This window comes from Noviherbaspirillum sp., assembly GCF_035627455.1.
In the GTDB taxonomy this organism is placed as follows: domain Bacteria; phylum Pseudomonadota; class Gammaproteobacteria; order Burkholderiales; family Burkholderiaceae_D; genus Noviherbaspirillum.
On the sequence record NZ_DASPLS010000085.1, the window covers coordinates 1 to 25,779 of the forward strand.

The following is a 25,779-nucleotide window of genomic DNA, read 5'->3' on the forward strand; positions in this document are numbered from 1 at the left end:
CAGGCTGCCGTCGCTGGCCTGCACGGTGAGGTTGTAGACATTGTCGGCGCCGGCATCGGCCGGCGCTTCAAAGTTGGGCGCGGCGACGAAGCGCAGCGCGCCGGTACCGGCGTCGATGCTGAACAGCGCCGCATCGCCGCCGGCCACCAGGCTGTAGGTGATGGTCGGGCTGTCGGCGTCGGTCGCGGTGATGGTGCCCACCGCCGTCGTGTTCTCCTGAATGCTGAACGCCGCCGGCGAAGTGATTGTCGGCGCTGCATCGTTCACATTGGTCACCGTCACCGCAACGGCTTGCGTGGTGCTCAGGGTGCCGTCGCTTACCCGTACCGTGACGTTGTAGACATTGTTGGCGCCGGCATCGGCCGGTGCCTCGAAGTTCGGTGTGGCGACGAAGCTCAGCGCGCCGGTATTGGCGTTGATGCTGAACCGCGCAGCGTCGCCACCGGCGACCAGGCTGTATGTGAGCGTGGTGCTGTCGGCATCGGTCGCCGTCACCGTGCCCACTGCCGTCGTATTCTCAGCCACGCTGAACGTCGCCGGCGATGTGATGACCGGCGCCGCACCCGTTGCTGCCCGCACGCCGAGGAAGTCGCTGGCGCTTAGCACAAGGGCACTGGTGTTCTGCAGGTCGATCCGCATCTCGGGCGTTGCCGGCGCGCCGTTGGTATCGATGAAGATCGAGGTGGTCGTGCCGTTTTTCGTGTACCAAACGCCATTCGCGGTCGGCGTCGTGCCGCCCCAGGCCAGGTCAGTGGTTCCCAGCAAGGCGGTCAGGTCGATACGGTCGCTGCCCTTGGTGAAATCGGTGATGATGTCCCAGTTGCTGCTCCGCGGCGAATCGGTCGTCGCCAGGTAGACAAAGGTGTCGTTGCCGCCGCCGCCGGTGATCGTGTCCTTGCCGCTGCCGCCGCGTATGGTGTCGTTGCCGCCGCGGCCGTTGATTGTGTCCGCATTGCTTGTCCCGACAAGGGAATCCGCGCCGGTAGTGCCATTAATTGTTGCCATTATTATCCTCACGCAGTGTCAAAGGCGGACAGGCCGGCGCGCCGAGGGCGCCGCTGGCCTTGTCCCGGTTGAACCCATCCACAAAGGGCGCGCCGTGACGGCCCGCCGCACGATATCGCGTCAGCGCTCATGAATCCTTGCGGCCTTTGGCTTCACGATCGGCTGCAGCAGGTAATGCAGAATCTTCTCTCGCCGGTGCGGATATCCACACTTGTTGTCATGCCGGGCATGATGGGCCGCGGCGGGCTGCTGCCGGACGGCTTGTTACATGAGGCGTATCTGCACCTGGTATTGGCTTTCGGCGCGCTCCCCGAGCTTTCCGGTGTCAGCCTGGACGTGGTGGTCTTGCGCTATGGGCCGGAAAAGCCGTCATCGATGGCAAAGGAACGATGTGTATTTCTTCACCCTTTGGTGCCGGGGGCTGCAGGCCGGCAAGCAAGGGAGCGTCCGATTCATTCAGCGGAGGCGGCCCCTTCCAGGCGGATTTATTTAATGGTTTGGCTTGCGGCATCGATTGCACCGGATGATGAAAGCCATTCGACAGTAACTGCTCGTTAAGAGGCAGTCTTTGACATGTCACAATTGCATCGTTAGGGTCCCGGAAAACCCGTGTACTCCACAAACCCCCGTTGCCGGGGCCGCAATGAATGACCCGGTAGAAATGCCATTTGTAGCAACACACGCACGCATGCATTTGCGCAACCATGTTAGTGAATCGGCCGATCACGCATTACCGGTTCGCGTGCCATTTTCTGAAAGTCGAACCTCCTATCACCAACCGCTTCGGGGGCGAAGGTCTATTCATTTACTTCGAACTGAAGGCTGGCAGGCGGCGCGATGAAAGGAATGCAAGTTTTTGGGCTCGTTCCGATGTAACATGACGCAGGGCGTTCAGACATACATCCGATATTGCGCAAGCGGCCTCCATATCGCGCTTCATCATGGTTGCCAATCATAAAATGCAAAAGCTCGTCCACCTTCTTGTCTTCCCATGTGCGCGGAGTGACGCACTTCGGGACGTTTCCTTTCGCTCAATCGTCGGGTCCCGCCATGAATAGTTACGGCGGCACCATGCAGGAGCCCATGAACGACTCGACGGCATTCCTTGCCACCATGCAGCCGGATCGCGGGCAGCGCCGGATTGCACTCGCCGTGTTTGCAGTCTCGCTCGCCTTCTTCCTGGCGGCCGTGCCCTTCGCGAAAGTCCAGCTTGCCCCCGTGACTGCGTTCATCCCGGTCTACCAGTCCGCGCTGGTGGTCAGCGACCTGATCACGGCGATCCTGCTGTACGGACAGTTCCGCATCCTGCGCTCGCGCGGGCTTGCGATCCTGGCGTCGGGCTACCTGTTTACGGCTTTCATTGCGATCGCGCATGCGCTGACCTTTCCCGGCCTGTTCGCGCCCTCGGGCCTGCTGGGTGCGGGACCGCAGAGTACTGCCTGGCTATATATGTTCTGGCATGTGGGGTTTCCGCTGTTCGTGATCGCCTATGCACTGGCCAAGGACCAGCCTGGGGCACGCAGCAGCGGTACGGGAATGACGGTTGGCGCAGGCGTCGGCGCAGCCTTCCTGCTGGTCGCGGCGGCAGTGCTTTTGGCCACGAAGGGGCAGGCGCTGCTCCCGGCAATCATGGTCGGCAACCGCTACTCGCCTTCGATGATCGTGGTCGTCTCGAGCACCTGGGCGTTCAGCCTGCTGGCCCTCTTCATCCTGTGGCGGCACCGTCCGCGGTCGGTGATCGACCTGTGGTTGATGGTGGTGATGTGCGCGTGGCTGTTCGACATCGCGCTGTCGGCGGTGCTGAACCAGGGGCGGTTCGACCTCGGCTTTTATGCGGGCAGGATCTACGGCTTGCTCGCCGCCACCTTTGTGCTGATGATGCTGCTGCTGGAGAACAGCGTGCTCTACGCGCGGCTGGTGGAGTCGAATGCGCGCGCACGCGAACGGTCGGCGGAGCTGGAGCGGCTCGGACAGGAGCTCGAGGCCGCCAACGGCATGCTGGCCGAGAAGAATCTCCAGTTGCAGAAGGCCGATCGACTCAAGTCGGATTTCCTCGCCAACATGTCGCATGAACTGCGCACGCCGCTCAACGCCATCATCGGCTTTTCCGAGGTGATGAAGGACGGCCTGACCGGCGAACTTCCGCCGCAGCAGAAGGAATACGTCACAGACATCTACAGCAGCGGCAAGCATCTGCTGGCGTTGATCAACGAAATCCTCGACCTCTCGAAAATCGAGGCAGGCAAGATGACGCTTGAGCGTGAGTGCTGCCAGGTCGGCGAGCTGGTGCGCGACGGCTTGCAGGTGGTGCGGGAAAGAGCGACTGCGCAACGCTTGGATTTGTCGTCCGAGGTGGAGGACGGCCTCGACGACATCTGGCTGGATGTGCGCAAGACGCGGCAGATCCTCTATAACCTGCTGTCCAACGCGGTGAAATTCACGCCGGAAGGCGGCAGCGTGCGCGTCGTGGCGCGCAAGGTCGGGCGCGAGCGCTTCCCCGGCGGCAGTTATTCGCATTACCTCGAACTGGCGGTAAGCGATAGCGGCATCGGCATCTCGGCCGAGGACCAGGCGCGGCTGTTCCAGCCTTTCTTGCAGATCGACAGCGAACTCTCGCGCCGCTACGAGGGCACCGGCCTCGGGTTGACGCTGCTGAAGCGGCTGGCCGAATTGCAGGGCGGCGGCGTCGGGCTGCAAAGCGAACCGGGCAAGGGTTCCACCTTCACGGTGTGGCTGCCGTGGCACCGCCCCGCGGACGCGACAGCGGCGGCGCTGTCAGGCATGCTTGCGCCGGCGCTTGCATCCGGTCCAAACCCCGCGCCGCTTGCGCTCGTCATCGAAGACGATGAGATGGCGGCCAACCTGTTGCGCGTGCAACTGGAGGACGGCGGCTTTCGCATCATCCGCACCACGACCGCCGAGATAGGGATGGAAGCGGCGCTGCGCGAGCAGCCCGACGTCATCATCCTGGACATCCTGCTGCCGGGCATGGACGGCTGGGAGATGCTGGAGCGGATCAAGCGCGAACCGCAGCTGACGGCCACCCCGGTCGTCATCGTGTCCATCATGGCGAACTGCAATCGCGGCCTGGCGCTGGGCGCGGCCGGCGTCCTGCAGAAGCCGGTGAGCCGCTCGGACCTGATCCAGGCGCTGGAAGCGATCGGCTTCCAGCCCACCGTCGACAAGACGCCGCGCACGGTATTGGTGGTGGATGACGACCGCAAGGCGGTGGAACTGGTCCGTGCGCATCTGGAGGCCGCGAGTTGCCGGGTCCTGCCGGCATACGGCGGCCAGGAGGGCATTGAGCTGGCGCGGGAACATCGTCCCGATCTGATCGTGCTCGACCTGATGATGCCGGCGATGAATGGTTTCGACGTCGTTGAAGCGCTCAAGGACGATCCTGTCACGCGTTCGATCCCGGTCGTCATCGTCACCGCGAAGCAGATCGTCGCCGAGGACCGCCTGCGGCTGATCGGCCGCGTGCAGGAAATCATGCAGAAGGCGGAGTTCAATCACGGGCGCTTCATTGGCGAAGTGCGACGGGCACTGCCCGGGAAAGGACGGTAAGGTGGCACGTATCCTGATCGTGGAAGACAATCCCGCCAACATGAAACTGACGGTCTTCGTTCTGGAAAAGGCCGGCCACGAAACCATTCAGGCCATCGATGCCGAGACCGGCCTGCGCGCGGCGCAGCAGCGGCCGCCCGACCTGATCCTGATGGATGTGCAATTGCCGGGCATGGACGGACTCGAGGCGACCGCTTTGCTGAAGGCCGACGCGGCAACGCGCCGGATTCCGGTATTCGCGCTCACGGCGCTGGCGATGCGCAGCGACGAGGAGCGCATTCGCGCAGCAGGCTGCGACGGCTACATCGTCAAGCCTGTCGACTACAAGGACTTCCTTGCCCAAGTGGAACAGGGGCTGGCAAAGAAGGCTGATGGTTCGGGGCTGGGAGAGAACGAGGCCTGAACGAGTCAGCTAAGCGACAGGCAGGAACGTGCCAGAGAAAATCGGCGGCGCTGCCGGCCGTCGGCCGAGCTACCGCCCGCCGGCCGCATGAAGCGCTCCCATCGTGAAAAGGAACGCCGCCACTGGCATCCGCGGACGAAGCGGCTTTGGCTTTCTGGAAGAAGCGGCAGCGATTCCCATCACCGCGACGGCTCTCCCACGTTTAATAAAGGTTAAATTATTTGGGTGCTTCGCTGCTTTATGTCAGCGATCGAACAGAAATGCGGTTTATGCATCTCCATAATATAAGCATTGGTTCCTCCTACTCCTGCCTGGGAGCACGCCTTATCCCGTCCCTTGGCGGGATTTTTTTCTTGGCCGGTTTCAAAGGCGCTCTTGCGGGTACTACCTCGTGACGGCATCCTGACGAAAGCAATATCAAGCAGTAATTTTTCGGCGACCTGCTTCTGGCTGGCCAAATTGGCCAAGCGCTCATTCACGTCGTCCAAGCCGGTCGCCTTGCCCTGACTCGTTTCCCGATATTCCGTTCAGAACCATTTTGTCTGATACCCGCAGGAACTCTTTGTGGTCTTCCGACTGGATTGATGCGACCTTCGGCTGCTTTCACGACGCTTCCAGCCAATGACCGGAACCGTTTTTCGTGCGCCGATGAACGCATGCTGCAACGCCAGTCCCATAGCTGTACTTGCCCGTCAGACGAGGACTTTTGTCAGGCGTCTAACAGACGGGTTATCTATGTTGACGCAGAATTGTTATTACTTCATACCTTGACCCACACCGTTCCATTTGCATGACCTCTCACACAGCGATCCATATAACACCTCCGCATCGGCAATTTGTTCCCGATGGCGCGGAGAATTCGGCCGATTCCGTGGTCATTCGTCTCGGATGCTCCCTTTCCTACATTGCGGAAGAAAGATCGCAAATACTGCTTCTCGTTCAGCCCGCACCAGGTTTCGGCCAGAGGATCCTGAGCGAGGAGGTCGCAGCCGGAAGCGGAGGAGCATTACACCAGTTCACTGACTCGCATGGAAACAAAGTGCTCAGGACTAACCTCCTGCCGGGGCTAAACGAATTCAGGCACGACGCGGTGCTTGTCCTGCCCACGCCAAATATTGATTACGGGCCACGGTTGGACGATAGCGAAGGCAGCCAGCTGCCATTCAACATTGTTCGATACACTTTACCGAGCCGGTATTGCGAGGCGGACAAACTTGTGGGGTTCGCTACGAAGCAGTTCAGCACTCACAAGGGGCTGAAAACGGTGCAGAACATCTGCGATTGGACCCATCATCATCTCGAATATCGGTACGGTTCCGGAGATCCGACTCTCTCGGCTTGCGAAGCACTCCGACGCGGCTACGGCGTATGCAGGGATTTTGCACATGTCATGGTTGCACTCTGCAGAGCGCTGGATATTCCCGCTCGCTATGCGGCAGGACACATACCGCTCATCGGTGCCTCTATACCGGATTCGGACATCGGTATTGATTTCCATGCTTATGTGGAGGTTTACGTGGAAGGTGTCTGGCGTGTCTTCGACCCGCGCTACAACAGGCCAGATGTTCGGCACATAAAGGTTGCCCATGGCGCTGATGCTGTCGACGCTGCTTTTGCTACATATTTTGGGCGGGTAAAACCGGTTGAGTTTGAAGTATGGTCATACGCGATTAGTGATGGCGTCTCTGTAGGAGACGGCCAATCCGCTGCAACAAACTGAGAGAATCGGAGCGTGGGAATCGGCGACACAGGCAACGTCTGTCATTGGCCGCCGTTCGCGGCAGGCCCAGTCGCACAGGACGAACAGGGGCTGAAGTACACCCGGGGAGGCGGGTAGTCCTTTCGTTTGGTTAAGTCGCGCTTACATGACGGCCGGTAAAACAAAAGAGCTTACAGAGCGGAATCTGTAAGCTCTTGTTTTTTCCTGATGGCCCGTGGCGGAATCGAGCCAGGACACGAAGATTTTCAATCCTCACCCATCATCGAATTTTTCCTTGCCAAGCTTCGGAAAACAAAAAACCACCCGAAGGTGGTTTTCTGTAAGTGCTTGATTTCATTGGTCGGGGCGGCGGGATTCGAACTCGCGACCCCTTGCACCCCATGCAAGTGCGCTACCAGGCTGCGCTACGCCCCGACGAAGCTCGCAATTATAGCAGAGACAGGCTTTTCTGCCATGCATGCAAGGAAAGATTGGTCCCGGCCAGGCTGCCTGTCACCCGGCACGTTGTCTGCTGCGCCGTCGCGAGGTGCCTTACGTCGGCGATCGCCCCCGCAGTGCGGCAATGGCCGGCGCGGCACGCAATACGCTGCGGGCGCGGCGTCATCAGGCTTTGCGGCGCCGGATAAAACCCGCAGAATAGCATCCCTACCCAATGGAGAAATCCGGGCTGCGCGCTCGCAGCCCGCCCACCCGACATGGCAATCAAGATCAGCGACCAATTCGATGCCGGCGCAATAGAAGTTCTGCGCGCGGACGACCCGGCTTCCATCGAACTCAACATCCGCAAGGATTCCCATGCGGATGTCCTGCAATGGTTTTACTTCCGCCTGCAAGGCGCCCGTGCCCAGGCGTGCACGATGAAACTGCGCAATGCCGGACAGGCGGCGTTCGCGCACGGATGGGACGGTTACAAGGCGGTAGCCAGCTACGACAGGAAAACCTGGTTCCGGGTGCCGACCGACTACGACGGGCAGGTCTTGACGATCCGCCACACGCCAGAGCGCGACAGCGTGTATTACGCTTACTTCGAGCCGTATTCCTGGGAGCGTCACCTCGAACTGCTGGGCCGGGTCGAAACGTCTCCGGGCGCACGCGTGCTCGACATCGGCAGCACCGTCGAGGGCCGCGACATGAATCTTGTGGTGGCCGGTGATCCCTCCGCCGGGAAAAAGGTCTGGGTCATCGCGCGCCAGCATCCCGGCGAAACCATGTCCGAATGGTTCGTCGAGGGCATGCTCGACGCCTTGCTCGACCGCGCCGATCCGGTCGCGCGCAGCCTCCTGGAGCAGGCGGTCTTTTACGTCGTTCCAAACATGAATCCGGACGGCGCAGTGCGTGGCAATCTGCGCACCAATGCAGCCGGCGCCAACCTGAACCGCGAGTGGATGGCGCCGTCAACCGAGCGCAGTCCGGAAGTCCTTGCGGTGCGCAACAGGCTCCACGAGACCGGCTGCGACCTGTTCCTCGACATCCATGGCGATGAAACGCTGCCCTACGTGTTCGTCGCCGGCTGCGAGATGCTGGAAGGTTTCACGCAGCAGCAGCAGGCCGAGCAGCAAGCCTTCATCGACAGCTTCCTGCAGGCCAGTACCGATTTCCAGACCAGGCACGGCTATGAGGCGAGCAAGTACCGGGAGGAGATGCTGCAGCTGGCGTCGAAATACGTCGGCCATACCTTCAAGTGCATTTCGCTGACGCTGGAAATGCCGTTCAAGGACAATGCCGACCTGCCGGACGAGACAAGCGGCTGGAATGGCGCGCGCAGCGCGCGCCTCGGACGGGCGATCCTGCAGCCGATCCTGCATGTGCTGAAGCGAGGCTGAAGATGGGCGTGGAGATCGAACGCAAATTCCTGGTGCTGGACGATAGCTGGAAGGCGCTGGGGCAGGGCGTGCTGCTGCGCCAGGGCTATCTCTCGTCCGCGCTGGAGCGCACAGTGCGGGTGCGCATCGAAGGCGGGTCGGCGACGCTGACGATCAAGGGCAAAAGCGCGGGTGCGACCCGCAGCGAATGGGAGTACCTTATTCCGCTGCAGGATGCGCAGGACATGCTCGACCATCTGTGCGAGCGGCCGGTCATCGAAAAGTCGCGCTACCGCATTCCGTTCGACGGCATGCTGTGGGAAGTCGATGAATTCCTTGGCGAGAATGCGGGCCTGGTGGTGGCCGAGATCGAGCTCGCGACAGAGGCACAGACATTCGCCAGGCCGCAATGGCTGGGCGAGGAAGTCACGCACGACGCGCGCTATTTCAACTCCAGCCTGCTGCGCAATCCTTACAGCCGCTGGTAGCCGGCCCCGAGCTCAGTGGAAATGGCCGGTGCTGGACGGCGTGTCTTCCGGCATTTCCGCATGCACCAGTTCCGCATCCGGATCCGGGTAGAGCGGCGCGCCGCAATCGTCGCAGAACTCCATCGGGAAGCGCTCGCCGTGGCGCTTGATGTGCGTGACGCCGCAGCTGCGTAACAGCGCGATGATTTCTTCCAGCGGCGTGCGCAGGTCGGTATCCAGGATTTCCGGCGTCGTCAGCGATTCGAAAGTGGTGATCGCCTCTTCGTCCTCATCCTCCTGGTCATACAGCGGCCAGACCACGCCATAGACGACTTCCGGGTTCTGGCGCAGCGTGAAGCCGATGCGGTATTCGTCCACGCGCCCGCCGACCGGCTCCTCGCTGAAGCTGCCAATGACGGCGCGCAGGCCGCTCGGTTCGATGCCCAGCGTGTTGGTCAGGAAATGCACGGCGGCGCGAATCGATGCCGGGCGGATCTGCTTGTCGGCTTCGCGGCAGGCCACGTAATAGGCTTCCGGCAGCAGCAGCTCGACGCCGCATCCCGGCAGCAGCGAAGCAATGTTCGGGGTCGCCTGTGCGCGCCATTGCTCCAGCGCCTGTTCGCGGCCGGCGGCCTGCAGGCTTTCCTGCCATGCGAACAGCGCTGCTCCGGACGGAGCCGCGACTGCTGCCAGCAGGTAGCGTGTGTCGGCGAGGAAGGGGGCGGTTTCCGGCGGGTTCGCGGGCGGCTTCACTTGTGTGCCCTTGATCGCGGCCTGGGCGAGGCGCTGCGCAAGGGTATGGGTTTCCGCATGATTGCGCGGCAGCTGGTCGATCGCATACAGCGTGGGGGCGATCGCAACACGGGTGTCCGCCGCGAGGATGTGGCCATGCAGGTGCGCGGCCAGCGCGCGGCGCGTCTCTTCCGGCACCGGACCGGATGCGATTGAAAAACGCGTCCATGCAAGGATGGGCAGGGCGATCAGCAAGGCCTGGTAGTGGCTGCCCTCATGCTCGATGTCACAAGTCTCGCTGTTGGCCTCGGCGGTGTCGAGCAGCGCGTCATACGCGCGCAGGTTGCTGCGGAACAGATGTTCGAGGGCGGCATCCAGCGTCTCCTGATGCGAGCCTTTGAGCGACTTGTGGATCAGCGCGTCCAGGGAACGTTCCCAGGCACGCTCTTCCAGGCGGCTTGATGCCAGCGTCAAGCCCTGGGCGAGGGTGACAAGGCGCTGGCTGTCTGGCGACAGTCGGTTCGACGAGCTTTTGGAAAAACGGCGCATGACGGATCAGGATTGAAGCTGAGGAACCGTATTGTAGTAGATTCGACAACCACCTACCAAAAAGCTTGCAATCGATGCCCGCAGGCAGCTGCCGCAAAGAGGGACGGACGACGCGATCCGATAGAAGCAGTATATGCGGAAAAAACAAAAAAGCCGCATGGGTTCGCCATGCGGCTCTTCCGAAAGGAAGGAAATTACTTCGATGCAGCGGGTTCGGAAGCGGCCGGCGCGGCCTGGCCTGCCGGCGCCGAAGCGCCCGGAGCGGATGCGGCAGGCGCAGGCTCGGAGGCAGCGGGCGCAGAAGCGGCCGGCGCCGCAGGTGCCGGCTCGGAGTGCGACGAAGCCGACGGCATGCCGTGGCCGGCTTCACCTTGCATGTCGACCTTGTCCCCGCCTTTCATGATGACGAACAAAGCGAGCAGGGCAAATGCGATGAAGCCTACGAAAATTTTCCACATGATATGTCTCCGAGAATCTGATCTTGAATAAAACGCCGGATGTCCCGGCGTTTCTCTTGAGCTAAGAATACCGGCGTATTCTTACAGCTGGCTTGCAGCGCCGCCCCGGCCGGGATGCGGTGAGTGACGGCGCAAGCGCCGGATTACGCTGCGAGCAGCTGGCGCAGCACGAACGGCAGGATGCCGCCGTGCTTGTAGTAGTCGACCTCGATCGGCGTGTCGATGCGCAGCAGCAGCTTGACCTCCTGCTTGTCGCCGTTGGCGCGGTGGATCACCAGCGTCACCTGCTGTTGCGGCTTGATCTCGCCTTCCATGCCCTGCAGGTCGAAGCTTTCGTTGCCGGTGATGTCCAGCGACTGCACGCTGTCGTCGCCCAGGAACTGCAGCGGCAACACGCCCATGCCGACCAGGTTGGAACGGTGGATGCGCTCGAAGGAGCGCGCCACCACCGCCTTCACGCCCAGGAGCTGGGTGCCCTTCGCGGCCCAGTCGCGCGAGGAGCCGGTGCCGTACTCTTCGCCCGCGAACACCATGGTCGGCACGCCGTCGCCGATGTACTTCATCGCGGCATCGTAGATCGACATCTGCTCGCCGCTCGGCTGGTGGATGGTGAGGCCGCCCTCGATGCGCGAACCGTCTTCCTTCGGCGGGATCATCAGGTTCTTGATCCGCACGTTGGCGAAGGTGCCACGCATCATCACCTCATGGTTGCCGCGGCGGGAGCCGTAGGAGTTGAAGTCGGCCTTCATCACGCCGTTCTCCAGCAGCCACTTGCCGGCCGGGCTGGTTTCCTTGATCGAACCGGCCGGGGAGATGTGGTCGGTGGTGATCGAGTCGCCGAACACGCCCAGCGCGCGGGCACCGCTGATGCCTGATGCTGCCGCCTTGGGTTGCATGTCGAACTCCTCGAAGAACGGCGGCTCGGCGATGTAAGTCGATTTCGGCCAGTTGTAGACCTCGCCCTTGGCCACGCCCCTGATCTGTTCCCACAGCTTGCCGGGGGCGCTCTGGACTTCCGCGTAGTTTTCCTTGAAGGTCTTCGCGTTCATCGCGAACTTCATCAGCTTGGCGATTTCCGCCGAGGTCGGCCAGATGTCGCCGAGATAGATGTCACGGCCACCCTTGCCCTTGCCGACCGGCTCGGTCATCAGGTCGCGCGTCACGTTGCCGGCAATCGCATAGGCGACCACCAGCGGCGGCGAGGCCAGGAAGTTGGAGCGGATGTTCGGATGGATGCGCGCTTCGAAGTTGCGGTTGCCTGACAGCACGGCAGACGCGACGATGTCGTTCTTGACGATTGCCTCATTGAGCTCGGCAGTCAGGTCGCCGGCGTTGCCGATGCAGGTCGTGCAGCCGTAGGCGGTCACGCCGAAGCCGAGCTTTTCGAGGTAGGGCAGAAGGCCTGCGGCTTCCAGGTACTTGGTCACCACCCGCGACCCGGGCGCGAGCGAAGTCTTGATGTGCGGCGCGACGGTCAGGCCGGCTTCCACCGCCTTCTTCGCCAGCAGGCCGGCAGCCAGCAGCACGCTCGGGTTGGAAGTGTTGGTGCAGGAAGTGATTGCCGCAATCAGGATGTCGCCGTTGCTGATCTTGAGGCCGTTGGATGTCTCGTACACCGCCTCCAGGTCTTCGGCCTTCTTGTTGAAGCCGTTTTCGGCGATCGGCTTGCTGAACAGGTCGGAAAAGGTGGCCTTCACGTTGCCGATCTCGATGCGGTCCTGCGGACGCTTCGGGCCGGCCAGGGACGGCGCGACGGTGCCGAGGTCGAGTTCGACCACGTTGGTGTAGTCGATGTCGCCGGCCTTTGGAATGCCGAACAGGTTCTGCGCCTTGAAGTAGGCTTCGAACGCCTCGATTTCCTGCCTGCTGCGGCCGGTGCCGCGGAAGTACTCGATGGTGGCGTCGTCAACCGGGAAGAAGCCCATCGTGGCGCCGTACTCGGGCGCCATGTTCGCGATGGTCGCGCGGTCGGTGGTCGACAGCGATGCTGTGCCTTCGCCGAAGAATTCGACGAACTTGCCGACCACCTTGTGCTTGCGCAGCATCTCGGTGATGGTCAGCACCAGGTCGGTCGCGGTCACGCCTTCGCGCAGCGCGCCCTTCAGGTTCACGCCGACCACGTCCGGGGTCAGGAAGTAGACAGGCTGGCCGAGCATGCCGGCTTCCGCCTCGATGCCGCCCACGCCCCAGCCGACCACGCCGATGCCGTTGATCATGGTGGTATGGGAGTCGGTACCGACCAGGGTATCCGGGTAGTAGACCTCGCCCTTGCTGTGCACGCCGCGCGCCAGGTATTCCAGATTGACCTGGTGCACGATGCCGAAGCCAGGCGGCACCACGCCGAAGGTGTCGAACGCCTGCATGCCCCACTTCATGAACTGATAGCGCTCGTTGTTGCGCTGGAATTCCAGTTTCATGTTCAGGTCCAGCGCCTTCTTCTCGCGGAAATGGTCGATCTGCACCGAGTGGTCTACGACGAGGTCCACCGGCACCAGCGGTTCGATGTTCTTCGGCTTCTTGCCCATCTTGGACGCGACGCCGCGCATTGCGGCCAGGTCGGCCAGCAGCGGCACGCCGGTGAAGTCCTGCAGGACCACGCGCGCGACCACGAACGGGATCTCATCGACGCGCGCGGCGCTCGGCCCCCAGTTCGCCAGCTGTTTCACGTGCTCTTCGGTCACCTTCTTGCCGTCGCAGTTGCGCAGCACCGATTCCAGTACGATGCGGATCGATACCGGCAGGCGCGAGATGTTGACGCCGAGCGTTTTCTCGAGGGCGGGCAGGGAGTAGAACTTTCCTTTCCGGGAACCCGAGATCTTGAATTCCTTGAGCGTGTTCAGAGTATTGTTGGACATGACTTCTCCTGGGGATTATTAGAACTGAACTGCCTTATATGGAACGCGGATCCTGGGTTCGGAGCGCATATGCCCCCCGGACCCAGGGCAATCGGAACCTTAGCGTTCCGCCACCTTTTGTCCCGCCTGTTCCGGATTCTTGCATTCGTTCGCGAGCTGCTTGCCGTGCTTGGAATCGAGCAGCATGCCCTTGGCGGGAATGCCGATCCAGACCAGCCCGTTCTTCGCATTTTCGAATCGCTGCGCACCGGTCGTAGTGGTCACGCGTTGCATCCGGTGTGTGCGCTTGTTCCAGTGTAATGCGATCTGCTGGTCGTTCGCCGCATCCGTGTAGATCGTCAGCTTGTTGCCGAGCTCGCAATTGAACGCAGTTGCCTGCAAGCCCTTGACGTCGGGTTCGTCGTCGTCTTCGGCCTTGGCCTCCGACTTGGCGGCTTTTTTCGCTTGCGCTTTCTTTGGCGCGGGCTGGCTGGAGGATGCATTCTGCGCGATCGCCGGCGCCATGCCGATGGCAAGTCCTGCGACCAGGAGTGCGAATGCGGATAGGGTCTTCATGAACAAATTTCCTTTAGTGCGCGCCTGTTGGAATAATGGGATGAGCGTCGCGGTACTACAAAAAACTCCCTGCTGATTCGGGTAGCGGCATGCCGCTCGCCTTCGCGCGCTGCAGTACCGTCCAATAATACCGGTAACTGGCGCGGTCGTGCAGCTTGCCATTATGCTGTATCGGCCCCCATTGAACCGCCTGTGCCTCATTAAGAATGGAGGCGGCTTCGCTCACTTCCGAGCTGCGCGGCGAGAGGGCCTTGAGGATGGGTTTGATCTGGTCCGGGTGGATGCTCCACATGCGGGTATAGCCGAATTCCCAGGCGGCACGGTTGGCGTCGTTCGCCACCACCGAGGTGTCCTTGATTTCAGTGGTCACATTGTGCGACGGCACCTTGCCGTGCGCATGACAGGCGGCCGCGATTTCCAGCTTCGCGCGGGTGACAAGCGGGTGCGTGAACTGTCCGGGCGAGCGCATTGCGGTGCCGGGAATCGCGCCGTGATGCGCGGACACGAAGTCCATGATGCCGAAGGACAGGCATTCGACCTGGGGCAGGGCGGCGATCGCCGGCGCGTCGTTGAGCGCGCCGTGGGTTTCAATCAGCACGTGGACCGGCAGGTCATGGCGGCCGTGCTTTCTTGCATGCCGGTTGATAATCTCGATCACGCTTGTCACGTCAGCAAGGCTTTCCACCTTTGGAACCGCGAGGTAGGCAAGGCGTTGCGCGGTTTGCGCGGTGACGATGGCGGCGATGTCCTGCTCGACGCAGGCATGGGTGACATCATGGATGCGCGCGCCGATGCGATCGAAGCGGTTGTCATCGCTTGCGATCAGCGAGGCGACCAGTGCCGCGTGCCCGGCTTCATTGCCCGCGGCCGCGCCGTCTTCGCAATCGAGGGTGATATCGAATACCGGACCAAGTTCTTGTTGCAAGGCAATCGACTTGCGCATCAGCTTTTCGGAGCCGGCGTAGTGATCGCAGACCGGGATCGATACCGGCTTGTGCTTGCCCTGGAATAAGACCTCGGAAGGATGCATGTGCAGCGTCAGTGTGAAGGTGTGACCGGAGGGAGCGGACAAACGGCACGCAGCCGTTTGTCCTCGCATCGGAAGTTTAGCCGACCAGATGCTTCACGCCGTCGCGCTCTTCCATCAGCTCCTTGAGCGTCAGGTTGATGCGCTCCTGCGAGAAGGCGTCGATCTCCAGGCCCTGGACGATCTTGTACTCGCCATTTTCGGTCGTGACCGGGAAGCCGAACATGGTGCCTTCCGGAATGCCGTAGGAACCGTCGGACGGGATGCCCATCGTGGTCCACTTGCCGTTGGTGCCGAGCACCCAGTCACGCACGTGGTCGATTGCCGCATTCGCAGCGGAAGCCGCGGAAGACAGGCCGCGCGCTTCGATGATCGCTGCGCCGCGCTTGCCGACGGTCGGCAGGTAGACATCCTTGGTCCATGCTTCGTCGTTCACCAGCGCCTTCGCGGGCTGGCCGTCGACGGTGGCATGGGTGAAGTCGGCGTACATGGTGGGGGAGTGGTTGCCCCACACGCACAGCTTCTCGATCGAGGTGATCGGCTTGCCAACCTTGGCCGCCAGTTGCGACAGCGCGCGGTTGTGGTCCAGGCGCAGCATCGCGGTGAAGTTCTTGGCCGGCAGGTCCGGGGCCGACTTCATTGCAATGTAGGCGTTGGTATTGGCCGGGTTGCCGACCACCAGCACCTTGACGTTGCGGGAAGCGACCGCGTTCAGCGCCTTGCCCTGCACCGTGAAGATCTGCGCATTGGCTTCGAGCAGGTCCTTGCGCTCCATGCCCGGGCCGCGCGGACGGGCGCCGACCAGCAGGGCGACGTCGATGTCCTTGAATGCGGTCATCGGGTCGCTATGGGCGGTCATGCCGGCCAGCAGCGGGAATGCGCAGTCGTCGATTTCCATCATCACGCCCTTGAGTGCCTTCTGCGCCTTCTCATCCGGGATTTCGAGCAGTTGCAGGATGACAGGCTGGTCTTTGCCCAGCATATCGCCGTTGGCGATGCGGAACAGCAGGGAATAGCCGATTTGGCCGGCGGCGCCGGTAACGGCAACGCGCATGGGGGCTTTAGCCATGAGAATCTCCAAAGTGGGAATGAAAACGGAAAGCGTAGAATCCTTCTGCAAGCCTGTAATGATACCGTCGAAACCCTCCCCGATCACGGCCAAATCGCGGCCCTCGCCGGCGATTGTAGATGGCGTCAACCGGAGCTTCTCGCGGCTTGCATCCTGCCAATATTGCACGCGAGTGTAGGCTTCTTATGGCTGCTCTGTCAACGACTATCATATATCTTATATAAGACATATCACCGGTAGTTTTTGCTAGACGGCAACCAGGGTTTTGTGGTGAAATCTCCCATTATGAGTACCGCCCCGAACAATCCGATCAGCAGCGCCGCCAGCGGCGCGGGGGCGGGGTTGACTGCCTCCGGAAGCTCTCCCACGTTCAGTCCCTTGTACCAGCAGATCAAGGCGCTGATCACCCAGAGCCTGCAGTCCGGCGAATGGAAGCCGGGCGAGCTGATCCCGAGCGAGGTGGAACTTGCCAATCGATTCAAAGTCAGTCAGGGAACGGTCCGCAAGGCGATCGATGAGCTGGCTGCGGAAAACCTGGTCGTGCGCCGCCAGGGCAAAGGCACCTTCGTTGCAACGCATCACGAAGCGCGCGCGCAATACCGATTCCTCAGGCTCATGCCCGATACCGGCGAGCCGCACTATGCCGACAACAAAATCCTTGAGGTCAAGAGACTGAGAGCGCCCGCAGAAGTTGCGCGCCTGCTGGATATCAAGTCGGGTGATTCCGTCATTTTCATCAAGCGCGTGCAGTCGTTCGACGGCGCGCCCACCATCGTCGAAGAGCTCTGGCTCCCGGGCGTGATCTTCAAGGGCCTGACGGCCGAGCGCCTGGTCGAATACAAGGGGCCGATGTACGGGTTGTTCGAGACTGAATTCGGCACCCGCATGATCCGCGCAACCGAAAAGATTCGCGCCGTCTGCGCCGATGATGGTACGGCAGAGCTGTTGAACGTCAAGCCGAACACGCCGATGCTGAGCGTCGAGCGCGTGTCCTTCACCTACGGCGACCGGCCGGTGGAGGTGCGCCGCGGGCTGTACTTGACTGATCGTCATCACTACCAGAACGAGTTGAGCTGAATGTGGTTGTGCCCCCTGTGTTGCAATAGGGGATAGCCCCGCTTGACAAGTGAGTAAATGCGTTTGCCGTGCAGATAGCTATTGGTGTGATGCACAAAATCGGCGAGAATTACGGGATTTTTAAGCCTGGGAGGTAATGTCATGTCCGAAGCCGTGAAAAAAAACCGGCGCAAATACGGTGTGATGAGCTTTGCTCAAACCGTGCACTACCGGCTACCGCTGGCCGGCATAGTGTCAATCCTGCACCGCATCAGCGGCATGCTGATGTTCTTGCTGCTGCCCTTCGTCCTCTACCTGATGGACAAGAGCCTTACCTCTGAAATCTCCTTCGAATACTTCAAGGGCTATGTGTCCCACCCGCTGGTCAAGCTGGCGATCCTGGGGCTGGTCTGGGCCTATCTGCATCACTTCAGCGCCGGCATCCGCCACCTGCTGATGGATCTGCACATGGGCCTCGACAAGGACAGCGGCCGCAAGTCGTCGGTCGCCGTTTTCGCCGTCAGCCTGCCGCTCACGCTGCTCGTCGCATTGAAATTGTTCGGAGCTTTCTAAAATGGCAAACAACCACATCGGACCGAAGCGCCTGGTCGTTGGCGCGCATTACGGGATGCGCGACTGGCTCGCGCAGCGCATCACCGCCGTCGTCATGGCGCTCTACACCGTCATCCTGCTGCTCGCTTTCCTGACCGGGAATACTTCCAGCTACGAAACCTGGGCGGGCCTGTTCTCGAACCAATGGTTCAAGATCGCGACCTTCGTTACCTTCCTCTCGCTGTTCTACCACGCCTGGGTCGGCATGCGTGATGTGTGGATGGACTACGTCACCGTATCCGTCGGTCTTCGTCTCGTATTTCAAGTTGCCACCATCCTGTGGCTGATCGGTTGCGCCGGCTGGGCCGCGCAGATTATCTGGAGAATGTAAATCGTGGCAGCAATCAAACAATCCCTTCCCGTACGCCGTTTCGACGCAGTGATCGTCGGCGCCGGCGGCTCCGGCATGCGCGCTTCGCTGCAACTGGCAGAAGCCGGCCTGAACGTCGCCGTCCTGTCCAAGGTTTTCCCGACCCGCTCGCACACCGTTGCCGCACAGGGCGGCATCGGCGCTTCGCTGGGTAACATGTCGGAAGACAACTGGTACTGGCACATGTTCGACACCGTCAAGGGTTCGGACTATCTCGGCGACCAGGACGCAATCGAATTCATGTGCCGCGAGGCGCCGAAGGTCGTGTATGAACTCGAACACTTCGGGATGCCTTTCGACCGCAACCCGGACGGCACGATTTACCAGCGCCCGTTCGGCGGCCATACCGCGAATTTCGGCGAAAAGCCGGTGCAGCGCGCCTGCGCCGCCGCTGACCGCACCGGCCACGCGCTGCTGCACACCTTGTACCAGCGCAACGTGCGTGCGCGCACCCACTTCTTCGTCGAGTGGATGGCGATCGACCTGATCCGCGACCAGGACGGCGACGTACTCGGCGTCGTCGCGCTCGAAATGGAAACCGGCGACGTGATGATCCTCGAAGCGAAGACCACGCTGTTCGCCACCGGCGGCGCAGGCCGCATCTTTGCCGCATCGACCAACGCCTTCATCAACACCGGCGACGGCATGGGGATGGCGGCACGCGCCGGCCTGCCGCTGCAGGACATGGAGTTCTGGCAATTCCACCCGACCGGCGTGTCCGGCGCGGGCGTGCTGATCACCGAAGGCGTGCGCGGCGAGGGCGGTATCCTGATCAACGCCAATGGCGAGCGCTTCATGGAGCGCTATGCACCGACGCTGAAGGACCTGGCGCCGCGCGATTTCGTGTCCCGCTCGATGGACCAGGAAATCAAGGAAGGCCGCGGCTGCGGTCCGAACAAGGACCACGTGCTGCTGGACCTGCGCCACATCGGCGCTGACACCATCAAGAAGCGCCTGCCGTCGATTCTCGAAATCGGCCACAAGTTCGCCAACGTCGACGCGACCAAGGAACCGATCCCGGTCGTCCCGACGATTCACTACCAGATGGGCGGCATCCCGACCAACATCAACGGCCAGGTCGTCGCGCCGAAGAACGGGATTCCGAACGAAGTGGTCAACGGCATGTACGCGATCGGCGAATGCGCCTGCGTGTCCGTGCACGGCGCGAACCGCCTCGGCACGAACTCGCTGCTCGACCTCGTGGTGTTCGGCCGCGCCGCCGGCAACCACATCGTGTCGCAGAACCTCAAGCAGAAGAGCCACAAGCCGCTGCCGGCGGATGCCGCCGAGCGCGCGATGGAGCGTCTTGCACGTCTTGAAAGCAGCACCGGTTCGGAGCGCGTGCAAGATGTCGCCAATGCAATTCGTTCCACGATGCAGCAATACTGCGGCGTATTCCGCACCGACGAGCTGCTGCAGACCGGCGTCAAGAAAATCATCGAACTGGACGAGCGTCGCAAGCACGTGTCGTTCAAGGACAAGTCGAAGGTCTTCAACACCGCGCGCGTCGAAGCGCTCGAACTCGACAATCTCATTGAAACTGCCAAGGCCACCATCATATCGGCAGCAGCGCGCAAGGAATCGCGCGGCGCGCACGCCCATCGCGACTACGAAAAGCGCGACGACGAGAACTGGATGAAGCACACGCTGTGGTTCTCCGAGGGCAACCGCCTCGACTACAAGCCGGTCAACACCAAGCCGCTGACCGTTGAAACCTTCAAGCCTAAGGCACGTACTTTCTAAAGGCAGAACATGGCACGTACTCTCAAATTTCAAATCTACCGCTACGATCCGGACAAGGACGAGAAGCCGTACATGCAGGATCTGACGGTGACCCTGCAGGACACCGACAAGATGCTGCTGGACGCGCTGCAGCGGATCAAGGCCGACGTCGACGATTCGCTCGCGCTGCGCCGCTCCTGCCGCGAAGGCGTCTGCGGTTCCGACGCGATGAACATCAACGGCAAGAACGGTCTGGCCTGCACCACCAACCTGAACGAACTGACCGAGCCGATCGTGCTGCGCCCGCTGCCCGGCCTGCCGGTCATCCGCGACCTGATCGTGGACATGACCCAGTTCTTCAAGCAGTACCATTCGATCAAGCCGTACCTGATCAACGACACGATTCCGCCGGAGAAAGAGCGTCTGCAGTCGCCGGCCGAGCGTGAGGAACTCGACGGCGTGTACGAGTGCATCCTGTGCGCCTGCTGCTCGACCTCCTGCCCGTCGTTCTGGTGGAATCCGGACAAGTTCGTCGGCCCGGCCGGCCTGCTGCAAGCCTACCGCTTCATTGCCGACAGCCGCGATCTGGCCACCAACGAGCGCCTCGACAACCTCGAGGACCCGTACCGCCTGTTCCGTTGTCACACGATCATGAACTGCGTCGACGTCTGCCCGAAGGGCCTGAACCCGACGCGCGCGATCGGCAAGATCAAGGAACTGATGGTCCGCCGCGCGGTGTAAGTTGTAAGTGTTGTGCAAGGGCGGAAGCGGATACTGCTTCCGCCTTATTTCACGAATCTTCCGGTAGTTCTTCCGGAGGATTCCTGAAATAAAGCGAATGAGGAATTATGTCTGCCAGTCATCAAGCCGATCCGGTCAAGCGAGCCCGTTTGCGTTGGAGGGCACGTCGCGGTCTGCTCGAAAACGATCTGATCATCACGCGTTTCCTCGACGCACATGAAGCCAGCCTGACGGATGAAGAAGTGGACGCTTTTTCCCGCCTCATGGAGCTGGCCGATAATGAACTGATGGACTTGCTGTTGGCTCGCAAGGAACCGTCTGGAGACGTCGACCTGCCCCACGTCCATGCGCTGCTCGCGAGGTTGCGTGCAGCCTGACGAAGGTGCCGTCCGGTTTTTGTTTTTTGGTTTTTTTTACAATCGACTACCCGTCCTCACCAGAAGGAAGAGACATGACCAACTCTGATACCAAAGCAACTTTGTCGTTCTCCGACGGCTCCCCGTCGCTGGACCTTCCGATCTACAAGGGTACCATCGGCCCGGACGTCATCGACATCCGCAAGCTGTACGGCTCGACCGGCAAGTTTACGTACGACCCCGGCTTCATGTCGACCGCAGCCTGCAACTCGTCGATCACCTACATCGACGGCGACAAGGGTGAATTGCTGTATCGCGGCTATCCGATCGAGCAGCTCGCGGTCAATTGCGACTTCCTGGAAACCTGCTACCTGCTGCTGAACGGCGAACTGCCGAATGCCGAGCAGAAGCAGAAGTTCGTCAGCACGGTCACCAACCACACGATGGTGCACGAGCAGATGCAATTCTTCTTCCGTGGTTTCCGCCGCGATGCGCACCCGATGTCGGTGCTGGTTGGTACCGTCGGCGCGCTGTCGTCCTTCTACCACGACTCGCTCGACATCAACGATCCGCACCACCGCGAAGTGTCTGCCATCCGCCTGATCGCGAAGCTGCCGACCCTGGTGGCGATGTCCTACAAGTATTCGATGGGCCAGCCGTTCATTTATCCGCGCAACGACCTGTCCTACAGCGCCAACTTCATGCGCATGATGTTCGCGACCCCGTGCGAAGAGTACAAGGTCAACGACGTGCTGGTGCGCGCGCTCGACCGCATCCTGATCCTGCATGCCGACCATGAGCAGAACGCGTCGACCTCGACGGTGCGCCTGGCCGGTTCGTCGGGCGCCAACCCGTTCGCCTGTATCGCTGCCGGTATCGCCTGCCTCTGGGGCCCGGCGCACGGCGGCGCGAACGAAGCGGCGCTGAACATGCTGGAAGACATCCAGCGCCAGGGCGGCGTCGAGCGCATCGGCGAGTTCATCGCCAAGGTCAAGGACAAGAACTCCAATGTCAAGCTGATGGGCTTCGGCCATCGCGTGTACAAGAACTACGACCCGCGCGCGAAGCTGATGCGCGAAACCTGCCACGAAGTGCTCAACGAGCTGGGCCTGCACGACGATCCGCTGTTCAAGCTCGCGATGGCGCTTGAAAAGATTGCGCTGGAAGACGACTACTTCGTGCAGCGCAAGCTTTACCCGAACGTCGATTTCTACTCCGGCATCGTGCAGCGCGCTCTGGGTATCCCGGTCTCGCTGTTTACCGGTATCTTCGCGATGGCCCGTACCGTCGGCTGGATCGCACAGTGGAACGAGATGATTTCCGATCCGGAGCAGAAGATCGGTCGTCCGCGCCAGCTGTTCATCGGCTCGCCCAAGCGCGATGTTGCGCCGATCGCCAAGCGCTGATCGGCAACGCTGCCGCTGAACGGCAGTCGCGTCAAAGGCAAACCCGCCGGGATTTCGGTCCCGGCGGGTTTTTTGTTTTTCATGCGCCGATATGGCGGCTTGCCTGGTATGAACATTCGTTCATTTTGGTACTGTCGGGCAGACACGCGGCAGGTTGTTGCCGCACCTTGCAGCAGGAAGGGGAGGGCGCCGCTTCTCACTGTTGTGCGGACGCCGCCACGCATTGAAAATCGCGCCCCTGCCTTGGGTTGACCGCGATAAACAAACGATAAATATGATATTCTCGCGGACGTACCACTTCAGGTCTCGTAGCCCTTCCCCCACAACTTGATGTGCGATCCGCTAACCGGTCAGGCCGTGTCGCGGAAGGTTAGATTAACCCGCTAATCTCGCGAAACGCGAAGAAAGGTGAGCAAGATGATGCAGCAGTATTTCTCCAATTCATATCTGTTTGGAGGCAACGCGCCGTACGTTGAAGAACTGTACGAAGCCTACCTCAACAATCCCGGTTCCGTTCCCGACAACTGGCGCGCATATTTCGACGCGATGCAGAATGTCCCCGCGGTCGACGGCACGAGCAAGCCCGACGTTGCGCACGCCCCCGTGATCGCCTCCTTTGCCGAGCGTGCCAAGCAGGGCCCGATCCGCACCGTCGTCGCTTCCCCCGACGCCGAAATGGGCCGCAAGCGCGTCGCCGTCACGCAGCTGATCGCCGCCTACCGCTTCCTCGGCAACCGCTGGGCCAACCTCGACCCGCTGCAGCGCCAGGAGCGTCCGAACATTCCGGAGCTGGAGCCGAGCTTCTACGGTTTCGCCGACGCCGACATGGATACGGTGTTCAATATCAGCAACACCTATTTCGGTGCCGATACCGCGACCTTGCGCGACCTGACCCAGGCGCTGCGCGACACCTACTGCCGCTCCATCGGCGCCGAATTCATGTACATCAGCGACCCGGCACAGAAGCGCTGGCTGCAGGAGCGCCTCGAGTCGGTTCGTTCCACCCCGAATTTCTCGCCCGAGAAGAAGAAGCACATCCTCGACCGCCTGACCGCGGCCGAAGGCCTCGAGCGCTATCTCCATACCCGTTATGTCGGCCAGAAGCGCTTCTCGCTCGAAGGCGGCGAAAGCTTCATCGCGTCGCTCGATGAAACCATTCAGCGCGCCGGCGAAAAGGGTGTCCAGGAAATCGTGATCGGCATGGCCCACCGCGGCCGCCTGAACGTGCTGGTCAACACCCTCGGCAAGATGCCGCAGGACCTGTTCGCCGAATTCGAAGGCCGCCATGCGGACGACCTGCCGGCCGGCGACGTGAAATACCACCAGGGCTTCTCGTCCGACGTCTCCACTCCCGGCGGCCCGGTCCACCTGTCGCTGGCATTCAACCCGTCCCACCTTGAAATCGTCAACCCGGTGGTCGAAGGCTCGGTGAAGGCGCGCATGGACCGCCGCGGCGACAAGGATGGCTCGCAAGTGATGCCGATCCTGGTGCATGGCGATGCTGCGTTTGCCGGCCAGGGCGTTGTGATGGAAACCCTGAACCTGGCGCAGACCCGCGGCTACGGCACGGGCGGCACGGTACACATCGTCATCAACAACCAGATCGGCTTTACCACCTCCGATCCGCGCGACTCCCGTTCGACGCTGTACTGCTCCGACGTGGTGAAGATGATCGAAGCGCCGGTGCTGCACGTCAACGGCGACGACCCGGAAGCCGTAGTGTTCGCGACCCAGATCGCGCTCGACTACCGCCTCGAGTTCAAGAAGGATGTGGTGGTGGACATCGTCTGCTTCCGCAAGCTTGGCCACAACGAGCAGGACACCCCGGCGCTGACGCAGCCGCTGATGTACAAGAAGATCGGCAAGCACCCGGGCACCCGCAAGCTGTACGCGGACAAGCTGGCTGCGCAGGGCACCATCCCGGCCGATGCCGGCGACGCGATGGTCAAGGCCTACCGCGATGCGATGGACGCCGGCAAGCATACCGTCGACCCGGTCATCTCCAACTTCAAGAGCAAGTACGCAGTCGACTGGATGCCGTTCCTGAACCGCAAGTGGACCGACGCCGCCGACACGGCCGTGCCGCTGGCCGAGCTGAAGCGCCTGGCCGCACGCATCACCACGGTGCCGGAAAACTTCAAGGTGCATCCGCTGGTCGAGAAGGTCCTTGCCGACCGCGCCGCGATGGGCCAGGGCGAGATGAACCTCGACTGGGGCATGGGCGAACATCTGGCGTATGCCTCGCTGGTCGCTTCCGGCTACGCGGTGCGCCTGACCGGCCAGGACGCCGGCCGCGGCACCTTCGTGCACCGCCATGCGGTGCTGCACGATCAGAACCGCGAACGCTGGGATGCGGGCACTTTTATCCCGCTGCAAAACATCTCCGAAAACCAGGCACCGTTTACCGTCATCGACTCCGTGCTGTCGGAAGAAGCGGTGCTGGGCTTTGAGTACGGCTACTCCACTGCCGAACCGAATGCGCTGACCATCTGGGAAGCGCAGTTCGGCGACTTCGCCAACGGCGCGCAGGTCGTGATCGACCAGTTCATCAGCTCCGGCGAAGTGAAGTGGGGCCGTGCCTCGGGCCTCGTCATGATGCTGCCGCACGGCTATGAAGGCCAGGGTCCGGAGCACTCCTCCGCTCGCCTGGAGCGCTACCTGCAGCTGTGCGCGGACAACAATATGCAAGTGGTGCAGCCGACCACGGCCGCACAGATCTTCCATCTGCTGCGCCGCCAGATGATCCGCCTGTTCCGCAAGCCGCTGGTGATCATGACGCCGAAGTCGCTGCTGCGTAACAAGGACGCCGGCTCGCCGTTGTCCGAGCTCGCCAAGGGCCAGTTCCAGACCGTGATCGGCGAGGTCGATGAGAAGATCGATCCGAAGAAGGTCAAGCGCGTGGTGGCCTGCTCCGGCAAGGTCTACTACGACCTGGTCAACGCTCGCAAGGAACGCGGCGTTTCCGATGTGGCGATCATTCGTATCGAGCAGCTCTATCCGTTCCCGCACAAGGCGTTTGCCGCCGAGTTGAAGAAGTTCCCGAACTTCACGGAACTGGTATGGGCGCAGGACGAACCGCAGAACCAGGGCGCCTGGTTCCAGATTCAGCACAACATCTTCGAGAATCTGGAAGACGGCCAGAAACTGGCTTACGCCGGCCGCCCGGCCAGCGCATCGCCTGCTGTCGGTTACTACGACAAGCACTATGCGCAGCAAAAGGCGCTGCTCGACACCGCGTTCTCGAAGCTCAAAGGCTTCGTGCTGACGAAATAAAGACCCGACGGCGTGCTAGAAGCTGGCGCGCCGC

General features: G+C 61.6%; 22 protein-coding genes and 1 tRNA gene. 14 read left to right on the plus strand and 9 right to left on the minus strand.

Annotation, left to right across the window (positions count from 1 at the left end; all coding sequences use genetic code 11):
• Positions 1-1,005, minus strand: a 1,005-nt coding sequence (locus VEC01_RS16140; RefSeq protein ID WP_324901931.1) for a cadherin domain-containing protein, incomplete at its 3' end; no start/stop codon positions are given.
• 174 nt (positions 1,006-1,179) lie between these two features.
• Here VEC01_RS16140 and VEC01_RS16145 point away from each other — a divergent pair.
• From VEC01_RS16145 to VEC01_RS16155, 3 genes are all read left to right on the plus strand, one after another.
• Positions 1,180-1,563, plus strand: coding sequence for a hypothetical protein (locus tag VEC01_RS16145; protein WP_324901932.1), 384 nt, complete (start codon positions 1,180-1,182; stop codon positions 1,561-1,563).
• A gap of 525 nt (positions 1,564-2,088) precedes the next feature.
• Positions 2,089-4,572, plus strand: coding sequence for a response regulator (locus tag VEC01_RS16150; protein ID WP_324901933.1), 2,484 nt, complete (start codon positions 2,089-2,091; stop codon positions 4,570-4,572).
• 1 nt (position 4,573) lies between these two features.
• Positions 4,574-4,975 carry a response regulator gene (locus VEC01_RS16155; RefSeq protein WP_324901934.1) on the plus strand — a complete coding sequence of 134 codons (402 nt, stop codon included), beginning with the start codon at positions 4,574-4,576 and terminating at the stop codon, positions 4,973-4,975.
• Between the two features lie 212 nt (positions 4,976-5,187).
• Here VEC01_RS16155 and VEC01_RS16160 read toward each other — a convergent pair whose 3' ends face one another.
• Complete coding sequence (locus VEC01_RS16160) at positions 5,188-5,463, minus strand: hypothetical protein (RefSeq protein WP_324901935.1); 276 nt, start codon at positions 5,461-5,463, stop codon at positions 5,188-5,190.
• 383 nt (positions 5,464-5,846) lie between these two features.
• Here VEC01_RS16160 and VEC01_RS16165 point away from each other — a divergent pair, with 383 nt between their 5' ends.
• Positions 5,847-6,695 (plus strand): transglutaminase family protein, encoded by an 849-nt coding sequence (locus VEC01_RS16165; protein ID WP_324901936.1) that lies wholly within the window; start codon positions 5,847-5,849, stop codon positions 6,693-6,695.
• A 337-nt stretch (positions 6,696-7,032) separates the two neighbouring features.
• On the opposite strand, the gene VEC01_RS16170 is transcribed toward VEC01_RS16165, so the two are convergent.
• Positions 7,033-7,109: transfer RNA gene (locus VEC01_RS16170), tRNA-Pro, on the minus strand.
• Positions 7,110-7,390: 281 nt separating this feature from the next.
• Between VEC01_RS16170 and VEC01_RS16175 the strand changes: the two genes are divergently transcribed.
• Positions 7,391-8,518 (plus strand): M14 family metallopeptidase, encoded by a 1,128-nt coding sequence (locus VEC01_RS16175; RefSeq protein WP_324901937.1) that lies wholly within the window; start codon positions 7,391-7,393, stop codon positions 8,516-8,518.
• 2 nt (positions 8,519-8,520) lie between these two features.
• On the plus strand, positions 8,521-8,985 hold the full coding sequence (locus VEC01_RS16180) for a CYTH domain-containing protein (protein ID WP_324901938.1): 465 nt from the start codon (positions 8,521-8,523) through the stop codon (positions 8,983-8,985).
• Positions 8,986-8,997: 12 nt separating this feature from the next.
• Here the strand turns inward: VEC01_RS16180 and VEC01_RS16185 are convergent, their stop codons facing one another.
• The 6 genes from VEC01_RS16185 to VEC01_RS16210 all read right to left on the minus strand — a co-directional run bounded on the left by VEC01_RS16185 (position 8,998) and on the right by VEC01_RS16210 (position 16,209).
• Complete coding sequence (locus VEC01_RS16185) at positions 8,998-10,245, minus strand: DUF2863 family protein (protein WP_324901939.1); 1,248 nt, start codon at positions 10,243-10,245, stop codon at positions 8,998-9,000.
• Positions 10,246-10,439: 194 nt separating this feature from the next.
• The gene (locus VEC01_RS16190) at positions 10,440-10,703 is read right to left on the minus strand and encodes a hypothetical protein (protein WP_324901940.1); all 264 of its coding nucleotides are present in this window, start codon (positions 10,701-10,703) and stop codon (positions 10,440-10,442) included.
• Positions 10,704-10,846: 143 nt separating this feature from the next.
• Entirely contained in the window at positions 10,847-13,558 is a 2,712-nt protein-coding gene (gene acnA, locus VEC01_RS16195) for an aconitate hydratase AcnA (protein ID WP_324901941.1), read from the minus strand.
• 99 nt (positions 13,559-13,657) lie between these two features.
• On the minus strand, positions 13,658-14,113 hold the full coding sequence (locus VEC01_RS16200) for a hypothetical protein (protein WP_324901942.1): 456 nt from the start codon (positions 14,111-14,113) through the stop codon (positions 13,658-13,660).
• A 55-nt stretch (positions 14,114-14,168) separates the two neighbouring features.
• A complete protein-coding gene (locus tag VEC01_RS16205; protein WP_324901943.1) occupies positions 14,169-15,143 on the minus strand; it encodes a CoA ester lyase in 975 nt (324 codons plus the stop codon).
• 76 nt (positions 15,144-15,219) lie between these two features.
• Positions 15,220-16,209 carry a malate dehydrogenase gene (locus VEC01_RS16210; protein ID WP_324901944.1) on the minus strand — a complete coding sequence of 330 codons (990 nt, stop codon included), beginning with the start codon at positions 16,207-16,209 and terminating at the stop codon, positions 15,220-15,222.
• A gap of 285 nt (positions 16,210-16,494) precedes the next feature.
• Here VEC01_RS16210 and VEC01_RS16215 point away from each other — a divergent pair, with 285 nt between their 5' ends.
• The 8 genes from VEC01_RS16215 to VEC01_RS16250 all read left to right on the plus strand — a co-directional run bounded on the left by VEC01_RS16215 (position 16,495) and on the right by VEC01_RS16250 (position 25,745).
• A complete protein-coding gene (locus tag VEC01_RS16215; protein WP_324902004.1) occupies positions 16,495-17,286 on the plus strand; it encodes a GntR family transcriptional regulator in 792 nt (263 codons plus the stop codon).
• A gap of 141 nt (positions 17,287-17,427) precedes the next feature.
• On the plus strand, positions 17,428-17,838 hold the full coding sequence (gene sdhC / locus VEC01_RS16220; RefSeq protein ID WP_324901945.1) for a succinate dehydrogenase, cytochrome b556 subunit: 411 nt from the start codon (positions 17,428-17,430) through the stop codon (positions 17,836-17,838).
• Between the two features lies 1 nt (position 17,839).
• The gene (gene sdhD, locus VEC01_RS16225; protein WP_324901946.1) at positions 17,840-18,208 is read left to right on the plus strand and encodes a succinate dehydrogenase, hydrophobic membrane anchor protein; all 369 of its coding nucleotides are present in this window, start codon (positions 17,840-17,842) and stop codon (positions 18,206-18,208) included.
• Positions 18,209-18,211: 3 nt separating this feature from the next.
• Positions 18,212-19,990 (plus strand): succinate dehydrogenase flavoprotein subunit, encoded by a 1,779-nt coding sequence (gene sdhA, locus VEC01_RS16230; protein WP_324901947.1) that lies wholly within the window; start codon positions 18,212-18,214, stop codon positions 19,988-19,990.
• 9 nt (positions 19,991-19,999) lie between these two features.
• Complete coding sequence (locus VEC01_RS16235) at positions 20,000-20,710, plus strand: succinate dehydrogenase iron-sulfur subunit (RefSeq protein WP_324901948.1); 711 nt, start codon at positions 20,000-20,002, stop codon at positions 20,708-20,710.
• A 107-nt stretch (positions 20,711-20,817) separates the two neighbouring features.
• A complete protein-coding gene (locus tag VEC01_RS16240; RefSeq protein ID WP_324901949.1) occupies positions 20,818-21,087 on the plus strand; it encodes a succinate dehydrogenase assembly factor 2 in 270 nt (89 codons plus the stop codon).
• Between the two features lie 74 nt (positions 21,088-21,161).
• The gene (gene gltA, locus VEC01_RS16245; protein ID WP_324901950.1) at positions 21,162-22,472 is read left to right on the plus strand and encodes a citrate synthase; all 1,311 of its coding nucleotides are present in this window, start codon (positions 21,162-21,164) and stop codon (positions 22,470-22,472) included.
• Positions 22,473-22,889: 417 nt separating this feature from the next.
• Positions 22,890-25,745 (plus strand): 2-oxoglutarate dehydrogenase E1 component, encoded by a 2,856-nt coding sequence (locus VEC01_RS16250; protein WP_324901951.1) that lies wholly within the window; start codon positions 22,890-22,892, stop codon positions 25,743-25,745.
• The last annotated feature ends 34 nt before the right edge of the window (positions 25,746-25,779 follow it).

Bases quoted from the DNA above. Each gene is read 5' to 3' on its own strand.
- VEC01_RS16175 (WP_324901937.1), top strand. From the start codon at position 7,391: ATGGCAATCAAGATCAGCGACCAATTCGATGCCGGCGCAATAGAAGTT.
- VEC01_RS16150 (WP_324901933.1), top strand. From the start codon at position 2,089: ATGAACGACTCGACGGCATTCCTTGCCACCATGCAGCCGGATCGCGGG.
- VEC01_RS16250 (WP_324901951.1), top strand. From the start codon at position 22,890: ATGATGCAGCAGTATTTCTCCAATTCATATCTGTTTGGAGGCAACGCG.
- VEC01_RS16200 (WP_324901942.1), bottom strand. From the start codon at position 14,113: ATGAAGACCCTATCCGCATTCGCACTCCTGGTCGCAGGACTTGCCATC.
- VEC01_RS16205 (WP_324901943.1), bottom strand. From the start codon at position 15,143: ATGCATCCTTCCGAGGTCTTATTCCAGGGCAAGCACAAGCCGGTATCG.
- gltA (WP_324901950.1), top strand. From the start codon at position 21,162: ATGACCAACTCTGATACCAAAGCAACTTTGTCGTTCTCCGACGGCTCC.
- VEC01_RS16180 (WP_324901938.1), top strand. From the start codon at position 8,521: ATGGGCGTGGAGATCGAACGCAAATTCCTGGTGCTGGACGATAGCTGG.
- VEC01_RS16240 (WP_324901949.1), top strand. From the start codon at position 20,818: ATGTCTGCCAGTCATCAAGCCGATCCGGTCAAGCGAGCCCGTTTGCGT.
- sdhD (WP_324901946.1), top strand. From the start codon at position 17,840: ATGGCAAACAACCACATCGGACCGAAGCGCCTGGTCGTTGGCGCGCAT.
- acnA (WP_324901941.1), bottom strand. From the start codon at position 13,558: ATGTCCAACAATACTCTGAACACGCTCAAGGAATTCAAGATCTCGGGT.
- VEC01_RS16145 (WP_324901932.1), top strand. From the start codon at position 1,180: ATGCAGAATCTTCTCTCGCCGGTGCGGATATCCACACTTGTTGTCATG.
- VEC01_RS16215 (WP_324902004.1), top strand. From the start codon at position 16,495: ATGAGTACCGCCCCGAACAATCCGATCAGCAGCGCCGCCAGCGGCGCG.
- VEC01_RS16185 (WP_324901939.1), bottom strand. From the start codon at position 10,245: ATGCGCCGTTTTTCCAAAAGCTCGTCGAACCGACTGTCGCCAGACAGC.
- VEC01_RS16190 (WP_324901940.1), bottom strand. From the start codon at position 10,703: ATGTGGAAAATTTTCGTAGGCTTCATCGCATTTGCCCTGCTCGCTTTG.
- VEC01_RS16235 (WP_324901948.1), top strand. From the start codon at position 20,000: ATGGCACGTACTCTCAAATTTCAAATCTACCGCTACGATCCGGACAAG.
- VEC01_RS16210 (WP_324901944.1), bottom strand. From the start codon at position 16,209: ATGGCTAAAGCCCCCATGCGCGTTGCCGTTACCGGCGCCGCCGGCCAA.
- sdhC (WP_324901945.1), top strand. From the start codon at position 17,428: ATGTCCGAAGCCGTGAAAAAAAACCGGCGCAAATACGGTGTGATGAGC.